The sequence below is a fragment of the Roseburia inulinivorans DSM 16841 genome (genome assembly GCF_000174195.1).
Classification (GTDB): Bacteria; Bacillota; Clostridia; order Lachnospirales; family Lachnospiraceae; genus Roseburia; species Roseburia inulinivorans.
Genome location: NZ_ACFY01000008.1, coordinates 1 through 15146, shown reverse-complemented (window position 1 = coordinate 15146; position 15146 = coordinate 1). Strand labels below are relative to the sequence as shown.

At 39.8% G+C, this 15146-nt stretch carries 15 protein-coding genes, 1 pseudogene and 1 riboswitch; of the genes and pseudogenes, 12 read left to right on the top strand and 4 right to left on the bottom strand.

Going from position 1 to position 15146, the window contains the following annotated elements; genetic code table 11:
- Positions 1-282 (bottom strand): annotated as a pseudogene (locus ROSEINA2194_RS23390) (transposase); the annotation flags it as partial.
- Positions 283-553: 271 nt separating this feature from the next.
- Here ROSEINA2194_RS23390 and ROSEINA2194_RS00965 point away from each other — a divergent pair.
- The 5 genes from ROSEINA2194_RS00965 to thiW all read left to right on the top strand — a co-directional run bounded on the left by ROSEINA2194_RS00965 (position 554) and on the right by thiW (position 4891).
- Complete coding sequence (locus ROSEINA2194_RS00965) at positions 554-1210, top strand: hypothetical protein (protein ID WP_007882279.1); 657 nt, start codon at positions 554-556, stop codon at positions 1208-1210.
- 157 nt (positions 1211-1367) lie between these two features.
- Positions 1368-1473, top strand: a riboswitch (TPP riboswitch).
- A gap of 157 nt (positions 1474-1630) precedes the next feature.
- On the top strand, positions 1631-2266 hold the full coding sequence (thiE, locus tag ROSEINA2194_RS00960) for a thiamine phosphate synthase (RefSeq protein ID WP_044926744.1): 636 nt from the start codon (positions 1631-1633) through the stop codon (positions 2264-2266).
- Positions 2267-2386: 120 nt separating this feature from the next.
- Entirely contained in the window at positions 2387-3187 is an 801-nt protein-coding gene (thiD, locus tag ROSEINA2194_RS00955; protein ID WP_007882275.1) for a bifunctional hydroxymethylpyrimidine kinase/phosphomethylpyrimidine kinase, read from the top strand.
- Positions 3184-4368 carry a putative hydroxymethylpyrimidine transporter CytX gene (gene cytX / locus ROSEINA2194_RS00950; protein WP_007882274.1) on the top strand — a complete coding sequence of 395 codons (1185 nt, stop codon included), beginning with the start codon at positions 3184-3186 and terminating at the stop codon, positions 4366-4368. Before thiD ends, cytX begins: the two co-directional genes overlap by 4 nt.
- A 10-nt stretch (positions 4369-4378) precedes the next feature.
- A complete protein-coding gene (thiW, locus tag ROSEINA2194_RS00945) occupies positions 4379-4891 on the top strand; it encodes an energy coupling factor transporter S component ThiW (protein WP_021923580.1) in 513 nt (170 codons plus the stop codon).
- A gap of 109 nt (positions 4892-5000) precedes the next feature.
- On the opposite strand, the gene ROSEINA2194_RS00940 is transcribed toward thiW, so the two are convergent.
- Complete coding sequence (locus ROSEINA2194_RS00940; protein ID WP_007882271.1) at positions 5001-6185, bottom strand: MFS transporter; 1185 nt, start codon at positions 6183-6185, stop codon at positions 5001-5003.
- Positions 6186-6305: 120 nt separating this feature from the next.
- Here ROSEINA2194_RS00940 and ROSEINA2194_RS00935 point away from each other — a divergent pair, with 120 nt between their 5' ends.
- The 3 genes from ROSEINA2194_RS00935 to ROSEINA2194_RS00925 all read left to right on the top strand — a co-directional run bounded on the left by ROSEINA2194_RS00935 (position 6306) and on the right by ROSEINA2194_RS00925 (position 8844).
- Entirely contained in the window at positions 6306-7202 is an 897-nt protein-coding gene (locus ROSEINA2194_RS00935) for an AraC family transcriptional regulator (protein ID WP_007882270.1), read from the top strand.
- A gap of 125 nt (positions 7203-7327) precedes the next feature.
- Positions 7328-8128, top strand: coding sequence for a hydroxyethylthiazole kinase (gene thiM / locus ROSEINA2194_RS00930; protein WP_007882269.1), 801 nt, complete (start codon positions 7328-7330; stop codon positions 8126-8128).
- Positions 8129-8328: 200 nt separating this feature from the next.
- A complete protein-coding gene (locus tag ROSEINA2194_RS00925) occupies positions 8329-8844 on the top strand; it encodes a DUF2798 domain-containing protein (protein WP_044926739.1) in 516 nt (171 codons plus the stop codon).
- 3 nt (positions 8845-8847) lie between these two features.
- Here ROSEINA2194_RS00925 and ROSEINA2194_RS23385 read toward each other — a convergent pair whose 3' ends face one another.
- A complete protein-coding gene (locus tag ROSEINA2194_RS23385; RefSeq protein ID WP_007882266.1) occupies positions 8848-9348 on the bottom strand; it encodes a putative ABC transporter permease in 501 nt (166 codons plus the stop codon).
- Positions 9349-9775: 427 nt separating this feature from the next.
- Between ROSEINA2194_RS23385 and ROSEINA2194_RS00915 the strand changes: the two genes are divergently transcribed.
- From ROSEINA2194_RS00915 to ROSEINA2194_RS20015, 4 genes are all read left to right on the top strand, one after another.
- Complete coding sequence (locus ROSEINA2194_RS00915) at positions 9776-10285, top strand: GNAT family N-acetyltransferase (RefSeq protein ID WP_044926738.1); 510 nt, start codon at positions 9776-9778, stop codon at positions 10283-10285.
- A 190-nt stretch (positions 10286-10475) separates the two neighbouring features.
- Positions 10476-12062 carry a glutamine-hydrolyzing GMP synthase gene (gene guaA / locus ROSEINA2194_RS00910; protein WP_044926752.1) on the top strand — a complete coding sequence of 529 codons (1587 nt, stop codon included), beginning with the start codon at positions 10476-10478 and terminating at the stop codon, positions 12060-12062.
- Positions 12063-12201: 139 nt separating this feature from the next.
- Positions 12202-12978, top strand: a complete 777-nt coding sequence (locus ROSEINA2194_RS00905) for a Cof-type HAD-IIB family hydrolase (RefSeq protein WP_007882255.1) — start codon at positions 12202-12204, stop codon at positions 12976-12978.
- Positions 12979-12999: 21 nt separating this feature from the next.
- Complete coding sequence (locus ROSEINA2194_RS20015; protein ID WP_007882254.1) at positions 13000-14046, top strand: HAD-IA family hydrolase; 1047 nt, start codon at positions 13000-13002, stop codon at positions 14044-14046.
- 412 nt (positions 14047-14458) lie between these two features.
- Here ROSEINA2194_RS20015 and ROSEINA2194_RS00890 read toward each other — a convergent pair whose 3' ends face one another.
- Complete coding sequence (locus tag ROSEINA2194_RS00890) at positions 14459-14998, bottom strand: helix-turn-helix domain-containing protein (protein ID WP_007882253.1); 540 nt, start codon at positions 14996-14998, stop codon at positions 14459-14461.
- Positions 14999-15146 lie beyond the last annotated feature (148 nt).

Here is a 15146-nt window from a genome sequence, read left to right as displayed (position 1 = left end):
GCTACAGTTGTCATCAATATCACATTCAGAACGGCGGCTGACAGGTTTGATTTTCTTGCCATACTTCCATTCGAGGTAAGGAATGTAGTCTTTGTAATCCCATTTTTCGTAATAGATTATTTTTGGGAGCTTATCAATCTTGAATTTTTGATATTTGGGAGAATGGGAATCATCGAAGACCCACTGCTTAAGGGGAATATATCTGCAGATAAAATTAAAAAGCCAGCAGATTTGTTTATGTTGGTATTGAATAAATAGAAGTAAATAAAGTATAATGTCCATGAGCATTGTCTCCTTGTTGATAATGGTGTTTGTGGTGAACTCATTATACTTCTTTTGGGAGGTCAATGCTCTTTTTATTTGCAAACCTCCAATAAATCAAGGTTTTAAAAGAATTTTAGAACAATAAAATGGGTAGTTTTTGACACTACCAGGTTTGATTTAGAAGAAAACTAATGAGAAATCAAGATTATAAGAATAGGAGTGACAACGAATAGAAAAACAAAAAAATGGGAAACAATTTGGAAAACTGACAGAACAATGTTATAGAAATATGATCGGAGCAGAGAAGGACAGTTCCTGCTGGGAAAAGGCATTTGAGCTTTTAATGGAGATCGTCAGGGAAGAAAGACAAAAAGAACCGAACTGTTTTCAGGAAGTTTATATGCTAGATGAAGCGACAGATTATAAATATGATATTTCAGAATGGTTGGAAGATTGTCTGGATGAGATAGACATGAGAGAAGAGTATGAGGTACTTTTCTGTATGTGTGATACTTTGCTGAGTTTGTTTTCATGGCCAGACTACACAGGCTCTGATCTGAAATTCAGAAAAAGTTGTGTGTTAGAGGCTCTCGGAAGAAAAAACGAAGCAGTTTCATTCTGCTGTAAGTGGTTTGAAAAAGAACCGGAAAATATCATGGCAGCGACCGCTTATGTCTATGCATTAATCGGGGCAAAAGAATATGAAACAGCAGAAAAACTGATTCATCAGTTCATCATAGACGAATCAGAATGCCTTGAAGAAAATGAAATTATGTTCCGTGCCGCATCAAAGTATTATGGGGCAATCGGGGACAAAACCAAAAAGAAACAGTTAGATAAAGTGTTAAAAGAATACGAAGCTTATGTGGACAGAATGATTGAAGAAGAATGGCTAGGCAGTGACGAAGATGATTGGATTGAGGCTGAAGAGCTGCCATTTGATTGAAAAAATTTAGGTATACACATAAATGAAAATGAGCTAATGGGTAAAATAGTCCTTGCATTTCGTACCCGCATGTGTATAATTAAAACTGTTGTTGAAAACAACACATCATCACAAAAGTGATGTGTATAAACGATGCAGTTCGATATTTCAATGACTGTAAAATAAAACGGGGTGCTCGCACAGGCGGGCTGAGAGTAAGCGGATGCTTTAACCCAGAACCTGATTTGGATAATGCCAACGTAGGGAGATAATGGATCACAAGTGTGTGTTTTTTTGTGTGCAGGAATCTTTGGTTGGGTTCCTGCATTTTTTTGAGGGAATAGTGTGAAAAATAAATTTTTCACACTCGAGATTTGTGTCTGCGCTCACTTGACACAAACTCGTTATGCGCAAAAGGCGTGCGCAGAAATGAGGATTAAAATGAACATCACAAGAGAACAGTTAAAATTATACGCTGTCACAGACCGTAGCTGGCTTGGCAGCGAGACACTGTATGAACAGGTAGAGAAAGCGTTAAAAGGCGGCGTGACCTTAGTGCAGCTTCGGGAGAAAACTCTTGATGAGGCTGCTTTTGAGAAAGAAGGACAGGAGTTATTAGAACTTTGTCATCATTACAACGTACCGCTTATCATCAATGACAACGTGGAACTTGCAAAAAAAATCCATGCAGACGGAGTTCACATCGGACAGTCTGATATGGAGATAAAAAATGCAAGAGAGCTTCTTGGAGCAGATAAGATTATCGGCGTGACAGCAAAGACGATAGAGCAGGCAAAAGCAGCAGAAACTGCCGGAGCAGATTATCTTGGAAGCGGAGCAGTTTTTGGAACAAGCACGAAAGCAGATGCAAAACCGATGGAATTAGATTTGTTTCAGGAAATCTGTGAGAGTGTAACAATTCCGGTTGTTGCGATCGGAGGGATCAACGCAGACAATGTCCTTCGGCTGAAAGGCAGAAAGATGGCGGGAGCAGCAGTTGTCAGCGGCATTTTCGCATGTGAAGATATTGAAAAAGGAACAAGAGAATTACTTGAAAAAGTAGCAAGTATCATTTAATTAGGTAGGAACTGCAGAGCAGTTTTTATATACAGCGGCAGATTGGGGGCACCACCTTAGGTCGCTATACAAAATTAATGCAAAAGAAAGATTTTTCTTCGGAAAAACAAGGAGGATTTTATGTTTACAGCATTAACAATCGCTGGAAGTGATTCCAGTGGAGGCGCCGGCATCCAGGCAGATATTAAGACTATGACCGCAAACCGCGTTTACGCGATGAGTGCGATTACGGCTTTGACTGCCCAGAATACGACCGGCGTAACAGATATTATGGAGGTGACTCCAAAGTTTTTGGCAGAGCAGCTGGATAGTATTTTTACGGATATCAATCCGGATGCAATTAAGACCGGGATGGTTTCATCAAGTGAACTGATCGAGACGATTGCGGACAAACTGACAGAATACCACGCAAAAAATATTGTAGTGGATCCTGTTATGGTGGCTACCAGCGGAGCAAGACTTATCAGCGAGGAAGCCATTGGAACATTGAAAAGTAAATTATTGCCTCTGGCAACTGTTATCACTCCCAATATCCCGGAGGCAGAAGTGCTTTCAGAGATGGAGATCAAAACAGAAGCAGATATGGAAAAAGCAGCAGAGACCATCTGTAACACCTTAGGTTGTGCAGTTTTATTAAAGGGTGGACATCAGTTAAATGATGCCAATGATCTTCTTTTCCAGAAAGGGAAAGAGCCGGTATGGTTCCACGGAAAAAGAATTGACAATCCAAATACCCATGGAACAGGCTGTACCTTGTCTTCCGCAATTGCATCAAATCTTGCAAAAGGAAGAGACTTGGAAACCTCTGTCAAGTATGCGAAAAACTATATTTCCGGCGCACTTGCCGATATGCTTGACCTTGGAAAAGGAAGCGGCCCTATGAATCATGCATTTGCAATCGAAGGAGAATATGAAAGATGAGTGAAAAAAGAACTTCCGTTTTTTCAAACGGCTTAATCTGGTTTGGCGCAGGAGTATCTTTAGCTGAGATCCTGACCGGTACCTATTTCGCACCACTTGGTTTTGGAAGAGCAATGGCAGCAATTCTGCTCGGACACCTGATCGGTGGACTCATGATGTTTGCCGCAGGAATGATCGGGGCAAAAGAGCGGAAAAGTGCCATGGAAACTGTAAAAATGAGTTTCGGTGAGAAGGGAAGCCTTCTCTTTGCGGTATTAAACGTGCTGCAGCTTGTCGGCTGGACAGCTATTATGATCTATGATGGTGCACTTGCAGCAGATGGACTGTTGCATAGTGGCATATGGATCTGGGCAATTGTGATCGGAATTTTGATCATAGTGTGGATCTTTATCGGACTGACCAATCTTGGAAAGTTAAATACCGTTGCAATGACCGCACTCTTTGTATTGTCACTGGTACTTTTTAAGGTGATCTTCTTTAATACAGATTTTGTAATGCCGATCGCAGTAAGTGATGATATGATGACTTTTGGAGCTGCGGTAGAGCTTGCAGTCGCAATGCCTCTTTCTTGGTTACCGCTTATCAGCGATTATACGAGAGAAGCAGAAAAACCATTCGCAGCAACCTTTACAAGTGTATTCGTATACAGCGTAGTCAGCATTTTTATGTACATGATCGGTATGGGAGCCGCTATTTTTACCGGCGAATACGATATCGCACAGATTATGTTAAAGACAGGTCTTGGCGTTGTGGGATTACTGATCATTGTATTCTCAACAGTTACAACAACGTTCTTAGATGCTTATTCCGCAGGAGTTTCCTGTGTTTCCATTTCTTCTAAAATTCAGGAGAAATGGGCAGCAATCATTGTTACAGTGATCGGAACGATCGCAGCGATCGTTTATCCAATGGATAATATTACAAACTTCTTATATCTGATCGGATCTGTTTTTGCTCCGATGATCGCAGTGCAGATTGCAGATTACTTCATTTTGAAGAAAGCGGATTCTGAAAAAAGTGCTTTCCAGTGGCGTAATCTGATCGTATGGCTTGCCGGATTTATTATTTACCGCATGTTAATGCACGTAGATACTCCGCTTGGAAATACTCTGCCGGATATGGTGATCACAGTCGTTCTCTGCCTGATTGTGGAAAAGGTTGCAGAAGCAATGCGAAAATGAGGACGAAAGAATGAAAAAATCTAACTTAAAGAAATTAACAGTCACAGCAATTTTAGCAGCAGTAGCCGTAGTGGGAAGCTTATTTTCCTTCCCGGTATTCGGTTCAAAATGTGCACCGGTACAGCATATGGTAAATATTTTATGTGCAGTTACCGTAGGTCCTTGGTGGGCACTGGCACAGGCATTTATCGCATCTTTGATCCGTAACTTATTAGGACTTGGAAGCCCGCTTGCATTCCCGGGAAGTATGTGCGGTGCATTACTTGGCGGCCTGCTGTATAAATATGGAAAGAAACTTCCGTTTGCTTACATTGGAGAAGTAGTGGGAACCGGTATTCTCGGCGGAATGCTTTCTTATCCGGTTGCATATCTTGTTATGGGAAACACAGCAGCAACATTGTTTATGTTCGTAGTGCCATTCCTCATCAGTACCTGTGGAGGAACGATCATTGCAATCATTATCACACTGCCATTAAAAAAATCAGGTATGCTCGGAAAAATGAAGGACAGTCTGGAAGAGTAGATGAAAGTTTTTCTGCGCACTCTTTAATTTCTTATAAAGGAAGAGAAAGATGCAAAGTAAGAAAGCCTGTCGGGATTTATGTCCCGGCAGGCTTTCTTTACATGTAACATTATGAAAGGGAGTTTCCTTTTTTGCAACGGAGAATTCCAAAAAGCAGCAGTACCGGAAAGATAATTCCTGCCAGAATGCCCATTTTCAGGTTGTCTCCCAAAGAATCTGAAATCATTCCAACCAAGGTGGGACCTCCTGCACAACCCATATCTCCACCTAGTGCCAGTAATGCAAACATAGCGGTTCCACCTTTTGGCAAAGCTGCGGATGCTTTGCTGAATGTTCCGGGCCACATGATTCCTACTGAGAGCCCACAGACCGCACAGGCAATCAGATTCAGTAACGGAGCCCGAAACAGTGAAATCCCCAGATAGGATAAAATACATAGCAGACAACTATAAATCATAAAGTGATCTAAATTGATACGATCGCCATACTTGCCATAAAATAATCTTGAGGTTCCCATTAGAATTGCAAAAGCCATCGGTCCGGCTAAATCTCCTGCGGCTTTGGAAATTCCAAGTCCTTTTTCAGCAAAAGCCGAAGCCCATTGGCTTACTGCCTGTTCACTTGCCCCGGCACATATCATCATGATCAGTAAAATCCAAAAGATTTTCAGCCGGAACAATTCTTTTAATCCAAGACCGGTTTCGCCATCCTCAAGCAGAGGTGCGATTGGTACCTTTGCAAAAACAAAAGCGTTTCCAATAGGAATGACTGCCCAGATAATAGCTAATATTTTCCAGTTATCTATACCCGCTGCATAGAAAAACAAAGTTGATAAAAGTACAACTCCGGCATGTCCCCAGCAATAAAAAGAATGGAGCAGGCTCATCGCTTTCTCTTTATTATCAGACGGGCAGGCCTCAACGACAGGACTGACCAGAACTTCCAGAAGTCCACCACCTATGGCATAAATCATTACTGCAATCAAAATTCCGATAAAGGGAACCGGTAAAATTTCAGGTAAAACTGTAAGAAGAAGTAATCCTGCCGCTGCAAGGGCATGAGCTGCGATCATGGATACCCGATAGCCTATTTTATCGATGAATCTGACAGAAAGAAGATCCACCAGTAATTGTATTCCAAAATTAAAAGTCACCAGTAAAGTGATCTGGGAAATCGGAACATGGTAGCTTTTCTGAAAAAATAAGAAAAGTAATGGTGTAAAATTGTTCACGACAGCCTGTACAATATAACCTACAAAACAGGCAGTGATCGTCTTATTATATTGGTTTTTCATTTGTCTTTATTCTCCTTTAACAAATGTGATTATATCGCAAAGATTGCGTGCAGTCATTGTACAAAATTGCATATTTATAGTACAATATGGTAAAAATTAGTATTTATAAGGAAATACATTATGGACTATTTTAAGATAACTACAGATGAAACACTGCGGGAAACGGTTCAGCATGGCAGTGAACGTTATCCTTTTGCATATTATCCTGAGGATATCTGGCAATTTGATTTTCACCGTATCGACTGGCACTGGCATCATGAGCTGGAATTTCTTTATGTTGCAGAAGGCACAGCAATCTGCTTTATCGGTACAAGCAAAGTAGAACTGCATAAAGGCTGCGGCATATTTATTAATAGTGGTGTGTTACACTGTTTTGAAGCACGATCCAGCACATATACGCCTAATATTGTTTTTTCACCAACGCTGCTGGCATCCGAAAACAGCCTCATTTATGAAAAATATATTCTGCCGGTGATAAATTCAGCAGTAGAATATCAGATTTTTGATCCAAACAGTACATCAGAAAGAAGTGCTTTACAGCTTATGTTACAGATTTTTGAACTTCAGGAAAATGGGCAGGATAATGAATTATGTACCATACAACTTCTGTTGCAGTTCTGGAATATATTGTTTAAATATAGAGGCTGGAATTCTGATTTGGACAACCTCCAGCAGTCAAATCATAATCAGGCAAGACTGCAAATTATGATGCAGTATATACATGAACACTATGCGGAAGAAATTACACTGGAAATGATTGCGGCATCGGCATCTATCAGCAAAAGCGGAGCGTTACATATTTTTCAATCCGGCATACATTGTTCGCCGGTAGCGTATCTGATCCAATACAGGCTGGCACAGGCTGCCAGACAACTTTATACCACTCAAAAATCAGTTGCCTCCATTGCAAATGAAACCGGATTTACAAGTGCCGGCTATTTTTGCCGGAAGTTCAGACAGTATTATAATAGAAGTCCAAAGGAATACAGAAAGAAAAAAACGGAAGAAAGTTCTTAAAGTTTGTTTTATAACTACACATTATAAAAAGCGTGTGTTATGATAAGGTCTGATGTGGAATCAGAAATAGATAATAAAAAAATGACAGAGAAAATCAGAACACTACATAAGAGAGACGAGGAATCATGAGTATTTCAGAAAAATATATAGCAGAGCTTTATAACAAAATACAGGAAGAGCGACCGATCATCCATTGTATAACCAATGCTGTGACAGTGAATGACTGTGCCAATATTTTACTGGCAGCAGGCGCGTCGCCAACGATGGCACATCATCCGCTTGAAGTGGAAGAAATCACCGCGGGTACGAAAGCACTTGTCTGCAATTTTGGTGCAATTGCTGATTATGAAGCGATGGAAAAGGCTGGAAGAGTGGCAGATGAATTAGGACATGCCATTGTCATTGATCCTGTCGGGGTATCCGGTTCGAGTTATCGGAGAGAAAAGTGCCAGACATTGATCGAAAACATCCATCCAACCTGTATCCGTGGAAATTATTCGGAAATCCGGGCACTGATGGAGCATTGCAGTACGGTGACAGGTGTGGATTCCGGCGATAAAAACCTGGACACAGAGGCGATGCGGCAGTATGCAGACAAATATCATCTGATCATGATCGCTTCCGGGGAAAAAGATATTATCACAGATGGAACCGCCATTTATATTTGTGAAAATGGGGATGCCAAAATGGCAAAGATCACAGGCAGCGGATGTATGTCTTCGGTTATGCTGGGGGCGTTTTTGGGAACAGAGCCTTCCGTGCAGAGTGCAGCAGCCTGTTGTGCGTTTGTTGGAATTGCAGGAGAACTTGCATCGGAAAAAACAGATGCATGTGGAGGTGGAACCATGACGTTCCGTAACCTTTTTATTGATGAAGTATCTTTGATGACACAGGAAAAAATGAGTAGATGTAAGGTGCACATATGATTACATTAAATGATTATCACATAATGTATACAAAGAAATGTTTGAATTAGATAAAAAATTCGTGAAATTTAAACTATTATACGAAGAAAAAGAATATGCTATTATAATCACACGACGTGCAGCCGAACAGCGATCGCAGAGATTGTTGTCCGGCTGCATTTTTGTCTGTGAAAAATAAAGGAAAAGAGGAGAATAAAATTATGCCAAAAACAAAATTACAGGAAGTTGTTTTTACCATTTTGATGGTATTTGTCATGGTTTACGCCATGATCTGTTACAACATTGCACTGAATATGGGAGGAATGAGCAACATCGTATTCTTAAATGCATTTCATGAATTAGTGATCATGGGACCGATCGCATTTATTATAGATTTCTTTTTATATGGAAGTCTTTCAAAAAAACTTGCATTCCGCATTGTGACACCGGGCGTGGATAAGCCAATCATGCTTATTTTAGCAATTTCATCCATCACCGTATGTCTGATGTGTCCAACCATGAGCTTTTTTGCTACTTTATTATTTAAGAGTGCAGGAAAAGAATTTATTGCGGTCTGGTTTCAGACAACTGCTTTAAACTTTCCGATGGCATTTTTCTGGCAGATCTTTTTTGCAGGCCCGCTTGTGCGTGCTATATTCGGAATGATTTTCAAGGAAAAAGAACCGCAGGTCATGAAAGAAGAAGCGGAATACTTAGAGGGCGGAGAAGCAAGATAATCCTTAAAAGGTAATACTATGTCCGGTATTTGGAAAAATAAGTGCGGCAGCGCAGTCAGTAACAAAAATGAAAACCAAAAACATATTCCATTTTTTTCGAAAATCCAGTGAAATATGATACCACCATTTTTGCAATATTTTTGAAAAAATGCAAACCCATAGAACGCCTGCAATGCCAAAACCTAACGCAGAAACCAGACAGATATACCCACGGAAATCAAGAAAATATCCGCTGTAATCCCAGTAACGTAAATTCCAGAAGAGATCAAGAAACCATCCAATCACAAGTTCTAAACCGGAGCCTAAAAGGGCAGAGAGGAAAAAGACAGTGACAGGGTGGTTTTTCTTATATTTTCCTGAAGAATCTGGCAATAATTCACGAGGGGATAATATAACCGAAAATAAAACTGCGCCAATCCCATAAACAGGCAGCCACGGACCGTAGAGAAAACCACGGTTTCGAAATGTTCCTTCTTTTACAAGGAAAATCAGAACCTCCCACACATAACCGCAGACAGAGCCTGTGAAAAAGAAAAAATCATAAGTGAGAGAATATTTTGTATTGTATTCTGCTCCGGTTTGCAGAGTCTGGTAAAATCCGGAAGGTGTTTTTGCTTTTTCATGGAATAAGTATGCTGCCGGAGAAGAAAATTATGTATGGAGTAATAAGAGAAATGTGAAATGAATAAGATGGCACACCTGACATTTGCTAAAATAGAAATAAGGAAAATGAATCAGAAATGGAAATCTCAAGTGAAAACCAGAAGTGGAGATCAGGAGCAAAAATGATTGACAGAGAAAACAGATCAGCGTATGATAAGAAACACTAATTTTCAGAATATTTTAAATAATACAATGCACGCTTGCGAATATTCTGTTGAATAAAAACAGGTTTTGGGAGATGCTTTGTGAGACATCAGGAGGGAAAAGAATGGATTTACAATTAGTGAAAATGAGTGAAAAATTCAAACCACAGCTTTTGGATATGATGGATGAATGGACGAAAACCGGGGAAAACATTATTCCATGGGCAATCCGGAAAGTCGATTATCATGATTTTGATGCTTATCTGAAAAGTCTGGAAGAATCGGAGCCAAAAGAGGGATATGTACCTGCATCCACTTTTTTCGCATATGACAGGGAACGAGATATTCTGGTTGGAGCAGTCGATATCAGACATTTCCTTAACGAAGCATTATTGTTAGATGGAGGTCATATCGGAGACGGCGTGCGTCCTTCGGAACGAAGAAAAGGATACGCCACAGAAATGATCGCTTTAGCATTAGACGAGTGCAGAAAGCTGGGAATCGAAAAGGTACTTATGGTATGTAATCAGGAAAATACCGGTTCAGCGAAAAGTATCAGGAACAACGGAGGAGTTCTGGAAAATGAGATAAACGTAGAGGGCGAGACGGTACAGCGCTACTGGATACAGTTGTAGAGGTTATGATCAACTGCTAAGGTTACGATCAACTTTAAAAATTACGTGCCAATTAAGAAAAACTATGCTACAATGAAACGAGCGGTAATTCCATTTGGCAATCCAGATAAAATGGAACTATCAGAAATGCTGTTCTGACATAAATCAGGACATTACAGAAATGAAAATACAGGAGGACAAAGGGCTGACTATGGAAAATATTTTTTCCCAGGAAAAAGTAATCGTCATCGACTTCGGCGGTCAGTACAACCAGCTGGTTGCAAGACGTGTCAGAGAATGTAACGTTTACTGTGAAATCTATTCCTATCGAACAGACATCGAGCAGATTAAAGCCATGAATCCAAAGGGAATCATTTTGACCGGAGGACCAAACAGCTGCTACGAGCCGGATTCACCAACCTATACCAAAGAATTATTTGAACTTGGCATTCCGGTTTTGGGACTTTGCTATGGTGCACAGTTAATGATGCACGTGTTAGGAGGCAAAGTTGAGAAGGCACCGGTGCGTGAATATGGTAAAACAGAAGTAATGGTGGATACAGCATCTCCATTATTTGGAAATGTGGCACCGACGACCATCTGCTGGATGAGCCACTTTGATTATATTTCAAAACCAGCACCAGGTTTTAACATTGTTGCACACACGGCAGACTGCCCGGTTGCAGCAGCAGAAAACAGAGAGAAAAATTTATATGCGATCCAGTTCCACCCGGAAGTACTGCACACCGAAGAGGGAAGCAAAATGCTCCACAACTTCGTAAGAGGCGTGTGTGGATGCGCCGGAACATGGAGAATGGATTCTTTCGTTGAGAGTACGATCAAGGATATCCGAGAAAAAGTCGGTGATGGAAAAGTGCTTCTTGCATTATCCGGCGGTGTAGATTCCTCCGTTGCAGCAGGACTTTTATCCAGAGCCATTGGAAAACAGCTCACCTGCGTATTCGTTGATCACGGTCTTCTCCGTAAAAATGAAGGAGATGAAGTCGAGAGCGTATTCGGACCAAACGGTCAGTTTGACTTAAACTTCATCCGTGTCAATGCACAGGAGAGATACTACAGCAAACTTGCAGGCGTTACAGAGCCTGAGCAGAAACGTAAAATCATCGGAGAGGAATTTATCCGTGTATTTGAAGAAGAAGCAAAGAAGATCGGAGCTGTTGATTTCCTTGCACAGGGAACCATCTATCCGGACGTAGTGGAAAGTGGTCTTGGCGGTGAATCTGCAGTGATCAAATCCCACCACAACGTAGGAGGACTTCCTGATTTCGTTGATTTCAAAGAGATCATCGAGCCACTCCGTAACTTATTCAAGGACGAAGTCCGCAAAGCAGGTCTTGAACTTGGCATTCCGGAGAATCTTGTTTTCCGTCAGCCATTCCCGGGTCCTGGACTTGGAATCCGTATCATCGGTGAAGTGAATGCAGACAAAGTCCGCATTGTACAGGATGCCGATTACATCTACCGCGATGAGGTGGACAAAGCAGTTGCTGCCTACAAAAAAGAGCACGGCAAGAACCCATCCTGGATGCCAAACCAGTACTTTGCAGCCCTTACCAACATGCGTTCCGTTGGTGTTATGGGTGATGAGAGAACTTACGACTACGCAGTTGCACTGCGTGCAGTCAATACGGTTGATTTCATGACAGCCGAGTCTGCCGAGATTCCGTTTGCAGTACTTCAGACGGTTATGAGCAGAATTATCAATGAGGTGCGTGGGGTGAATAGAGTATTCTATGATCTGACGAGTAAGCCACCGGGAACGATTGAGTTTGAATAACGGATTAAAATGCCGAAAGCCTGTATTTATGCGGGCTTCCGGCATTTGTTTTATCAAATGGCTCTAGTTTGGCTCTATTTGTGGGGAGAGTAATTGATGCAAATGTAATTATTCAGAAGAATGAAAAGGAAAAAATGATATGAAGAAATGCAAACTTCTTTTATTTGATTTAGACGGAACTTTATTACAGAGTGACAAAACAATATCAACCAGAACATTATCAGCTCTAAAAAAATGCAGGGGAAATGATATATTGATAGGTGTTTCCACCTCCAGAAGTGAGCAAAACTCTTTGGTATTTTTAAATGAATTGATGCCCGATATTTTAATATCGAGTGGAGGGGCATTAGTAAAATACAAAACAGAATATATTTATAGGGCAGAATTTTCCGAAGAAGAAACGAATGTGATGATTGACATGGCAAGAAATATTTGTGGAAATGATTGCGAAATTACGATAGATACAATAGATGCACATTATTGGAATTATAAAATAGATCCTAAGAAGTTAGATAAGAGTTGGGGAGATAGTATTTATACAGATTTTTCAGATTTTAACGAATGTTCATTAAAAATGTGTGTCGAGATATTTAATCAAGATAAGGCAGATAAGCTGGCTCGAAGTCTCTCTGATTGTGATTGTATTCGTTTCTCTGATGGATTTTGGTACAAGTTTACAAAAAAGAATGTGACGAAAGAAAACGCAATTATGAAGATTACGGAAGTATGTGGATTTAGTACAGATTCAATTATTGCATTTGGAGATGATTATGCAGATATCGGAATGCTTGAATTATGTGGAACAGGTGTTGCAATGGGGAATGCGATTGATGAGGTAAAAGAGAGAGCGGATATTGTAATTGGTTCAAATGACGAAGAGGGAATTGCGGATTTTATTGAGAATGAAATATTATAGATATGTACATGGAGAGGAAATATGGTGGAAGTAAGATTTTATGATACAGTTAATGACGAACTATTGAAATTTGCAGTAATTATCTCACAGAGTAACGGCAAGTGGGTATTTTGCAAGCATAAAGAAAGAGATACATATGAAGTGCCGGGAGGGCATAGAGAAGATGGGGAGGATATTCTTGAAACAGCCAAACGAGAACTATATGAAGAAACAGGAGCAATAACTTTTGATATTACTCCAATTTGTATATATTCTGTGACTGCACCAGATAATTTCGATGGAATGGAGACTTTTGGAAAATTATTCTTCTCAGATATATATACATTTGAAAAAGAGCTTCACAGTGAAATTGAAAAAATAGCAATTATGGATGAACTACCGATTAATTGGACTTATCCGGAAATTCAACCCAAACTGCTGGAAGAAGCAAGGAAAAGAGGATTTCTGCCCAAGAAGGAAGAAATAAAATGGCTGTTTTTTGATGTTGGCTCGACGTTGGTTGATGAAAGCAAAGTTTATGAAGACAGGATGAAAAGGATAGCGGATTTATCAGGTTTAACTTACGAGCAAATTAATAAATATGCCATGTCGTTTTATAAAGAAAACAAAAAAGGAGACTTAGAGGTAGCAAGGCAATTGGGCGTGAAACTACCTAAATGGGAATCGCAATACGAAAGGCTGTATACAGATACCAAAGATTGTCTGAAAAAGTTAAGTAGAATTTATAAAATTGGTGTAATTGCAAACCAATCACTAGGAACTTCTGAGAGATTAGAAAATCTTGGAGTACGAAAATATCTTGATTTGATCATCGCATCAGCAGAAGAAGGTGTTTCAAAACCAGATAGGCGAATATTTGAAATTGCATTGGAAAGAAGCCGTTGCAGACCAGAGAATGCAGTTATGATTGGTGACCGTATTGATAATGATATTGTACCTGCAAAACAGTTGGGTATGAAAACTATATGGGTAAAACAGGGATTTGGAAGTTTGTGGAATATAACAGATGAGAATGAAAAAGCTGATATTGAAATTAATAACTTATCTGATATATTAAAATATTTATAGGGAATGAGTCTATGAAATAAGATTCAAATTACAATTGTTCTTGCAGAACATATGATATATATGCTAGGGTACTCTTTAAGGAAAGTACCCATGACAGGGCGTTAAGCATCTGGGGGCACTTGCTTAGTACCGATGACGGCTTATGAGATCATTTCGATTTTCATTGGGATATTAGCATTGCTGATGTCCTTTGGTAGCTTGATTGTAGCGTTGCTTGCCTTTCTCGATAAAGAGAAAAGATCTTCGAGGAAGATCAGGCGAAAATAAAAATGCCTATCCTGTCTGATCCACAGGATAGGCGGTGTCCTTAAGGACATTCATTAACCTAAACTCGGAGCATCCACCTTTGGAGTGGGTACTTTCTGTTTAATTAGATATTATTATCTTATGTCCAATAATTCAAGAGGTTTCACTAATTTGGAAAAATTTTTACAGTAAGGCGGTCAGTGCCTTTTTTGACAACCATACTGTCATCAAGCAGGTGTTGCTTGATTTCTTCGATATTTTCATTGATATGTTGCAAATTGTCAGCATACTCTTCTTCTGAATATTCATCTTTAGAATTTATCATATTTTCACGAATTTCCAAAGCTTTCATATAGGTACAGAGTTTTTTATTGATGAGATTGTTCTTAAAGGACAGTTTAACAGTAGCAGGTTTGAAATTGCCCTCATCGTCCTTATCTGCCTCAAATTTCATATCAATCTGATCATCCAGTTTAAACAGTAATGATAATACATCAGAAACTGTTTCTATATCAAAATCCATGAAAATGTTAATGCTGATGCCTAGCGCATTGGCGATTTTTAAAAGCTGGTCAGGCTTTGGATTACGGATTCCGTATTCATATTTTTTTATTGTTGCGGAGTTTATGCCGGACAACTGACCAAGCGTTTCCTGCGATATTCCACGCATATTGCGAAAGTATTTAATCTTTTCTCCAGTAGTCATAAAAATGCTCCTTTATGATTTATTACCCCTATTCTATCACAACGGGACACATTTGTGTATAAAAATTTGATTAAATTGCTTGACGGACACAAATGTGTACTGCATAATACGAGTAAACAAGGTCACAAAAGTGTACTGAAATAAAAAT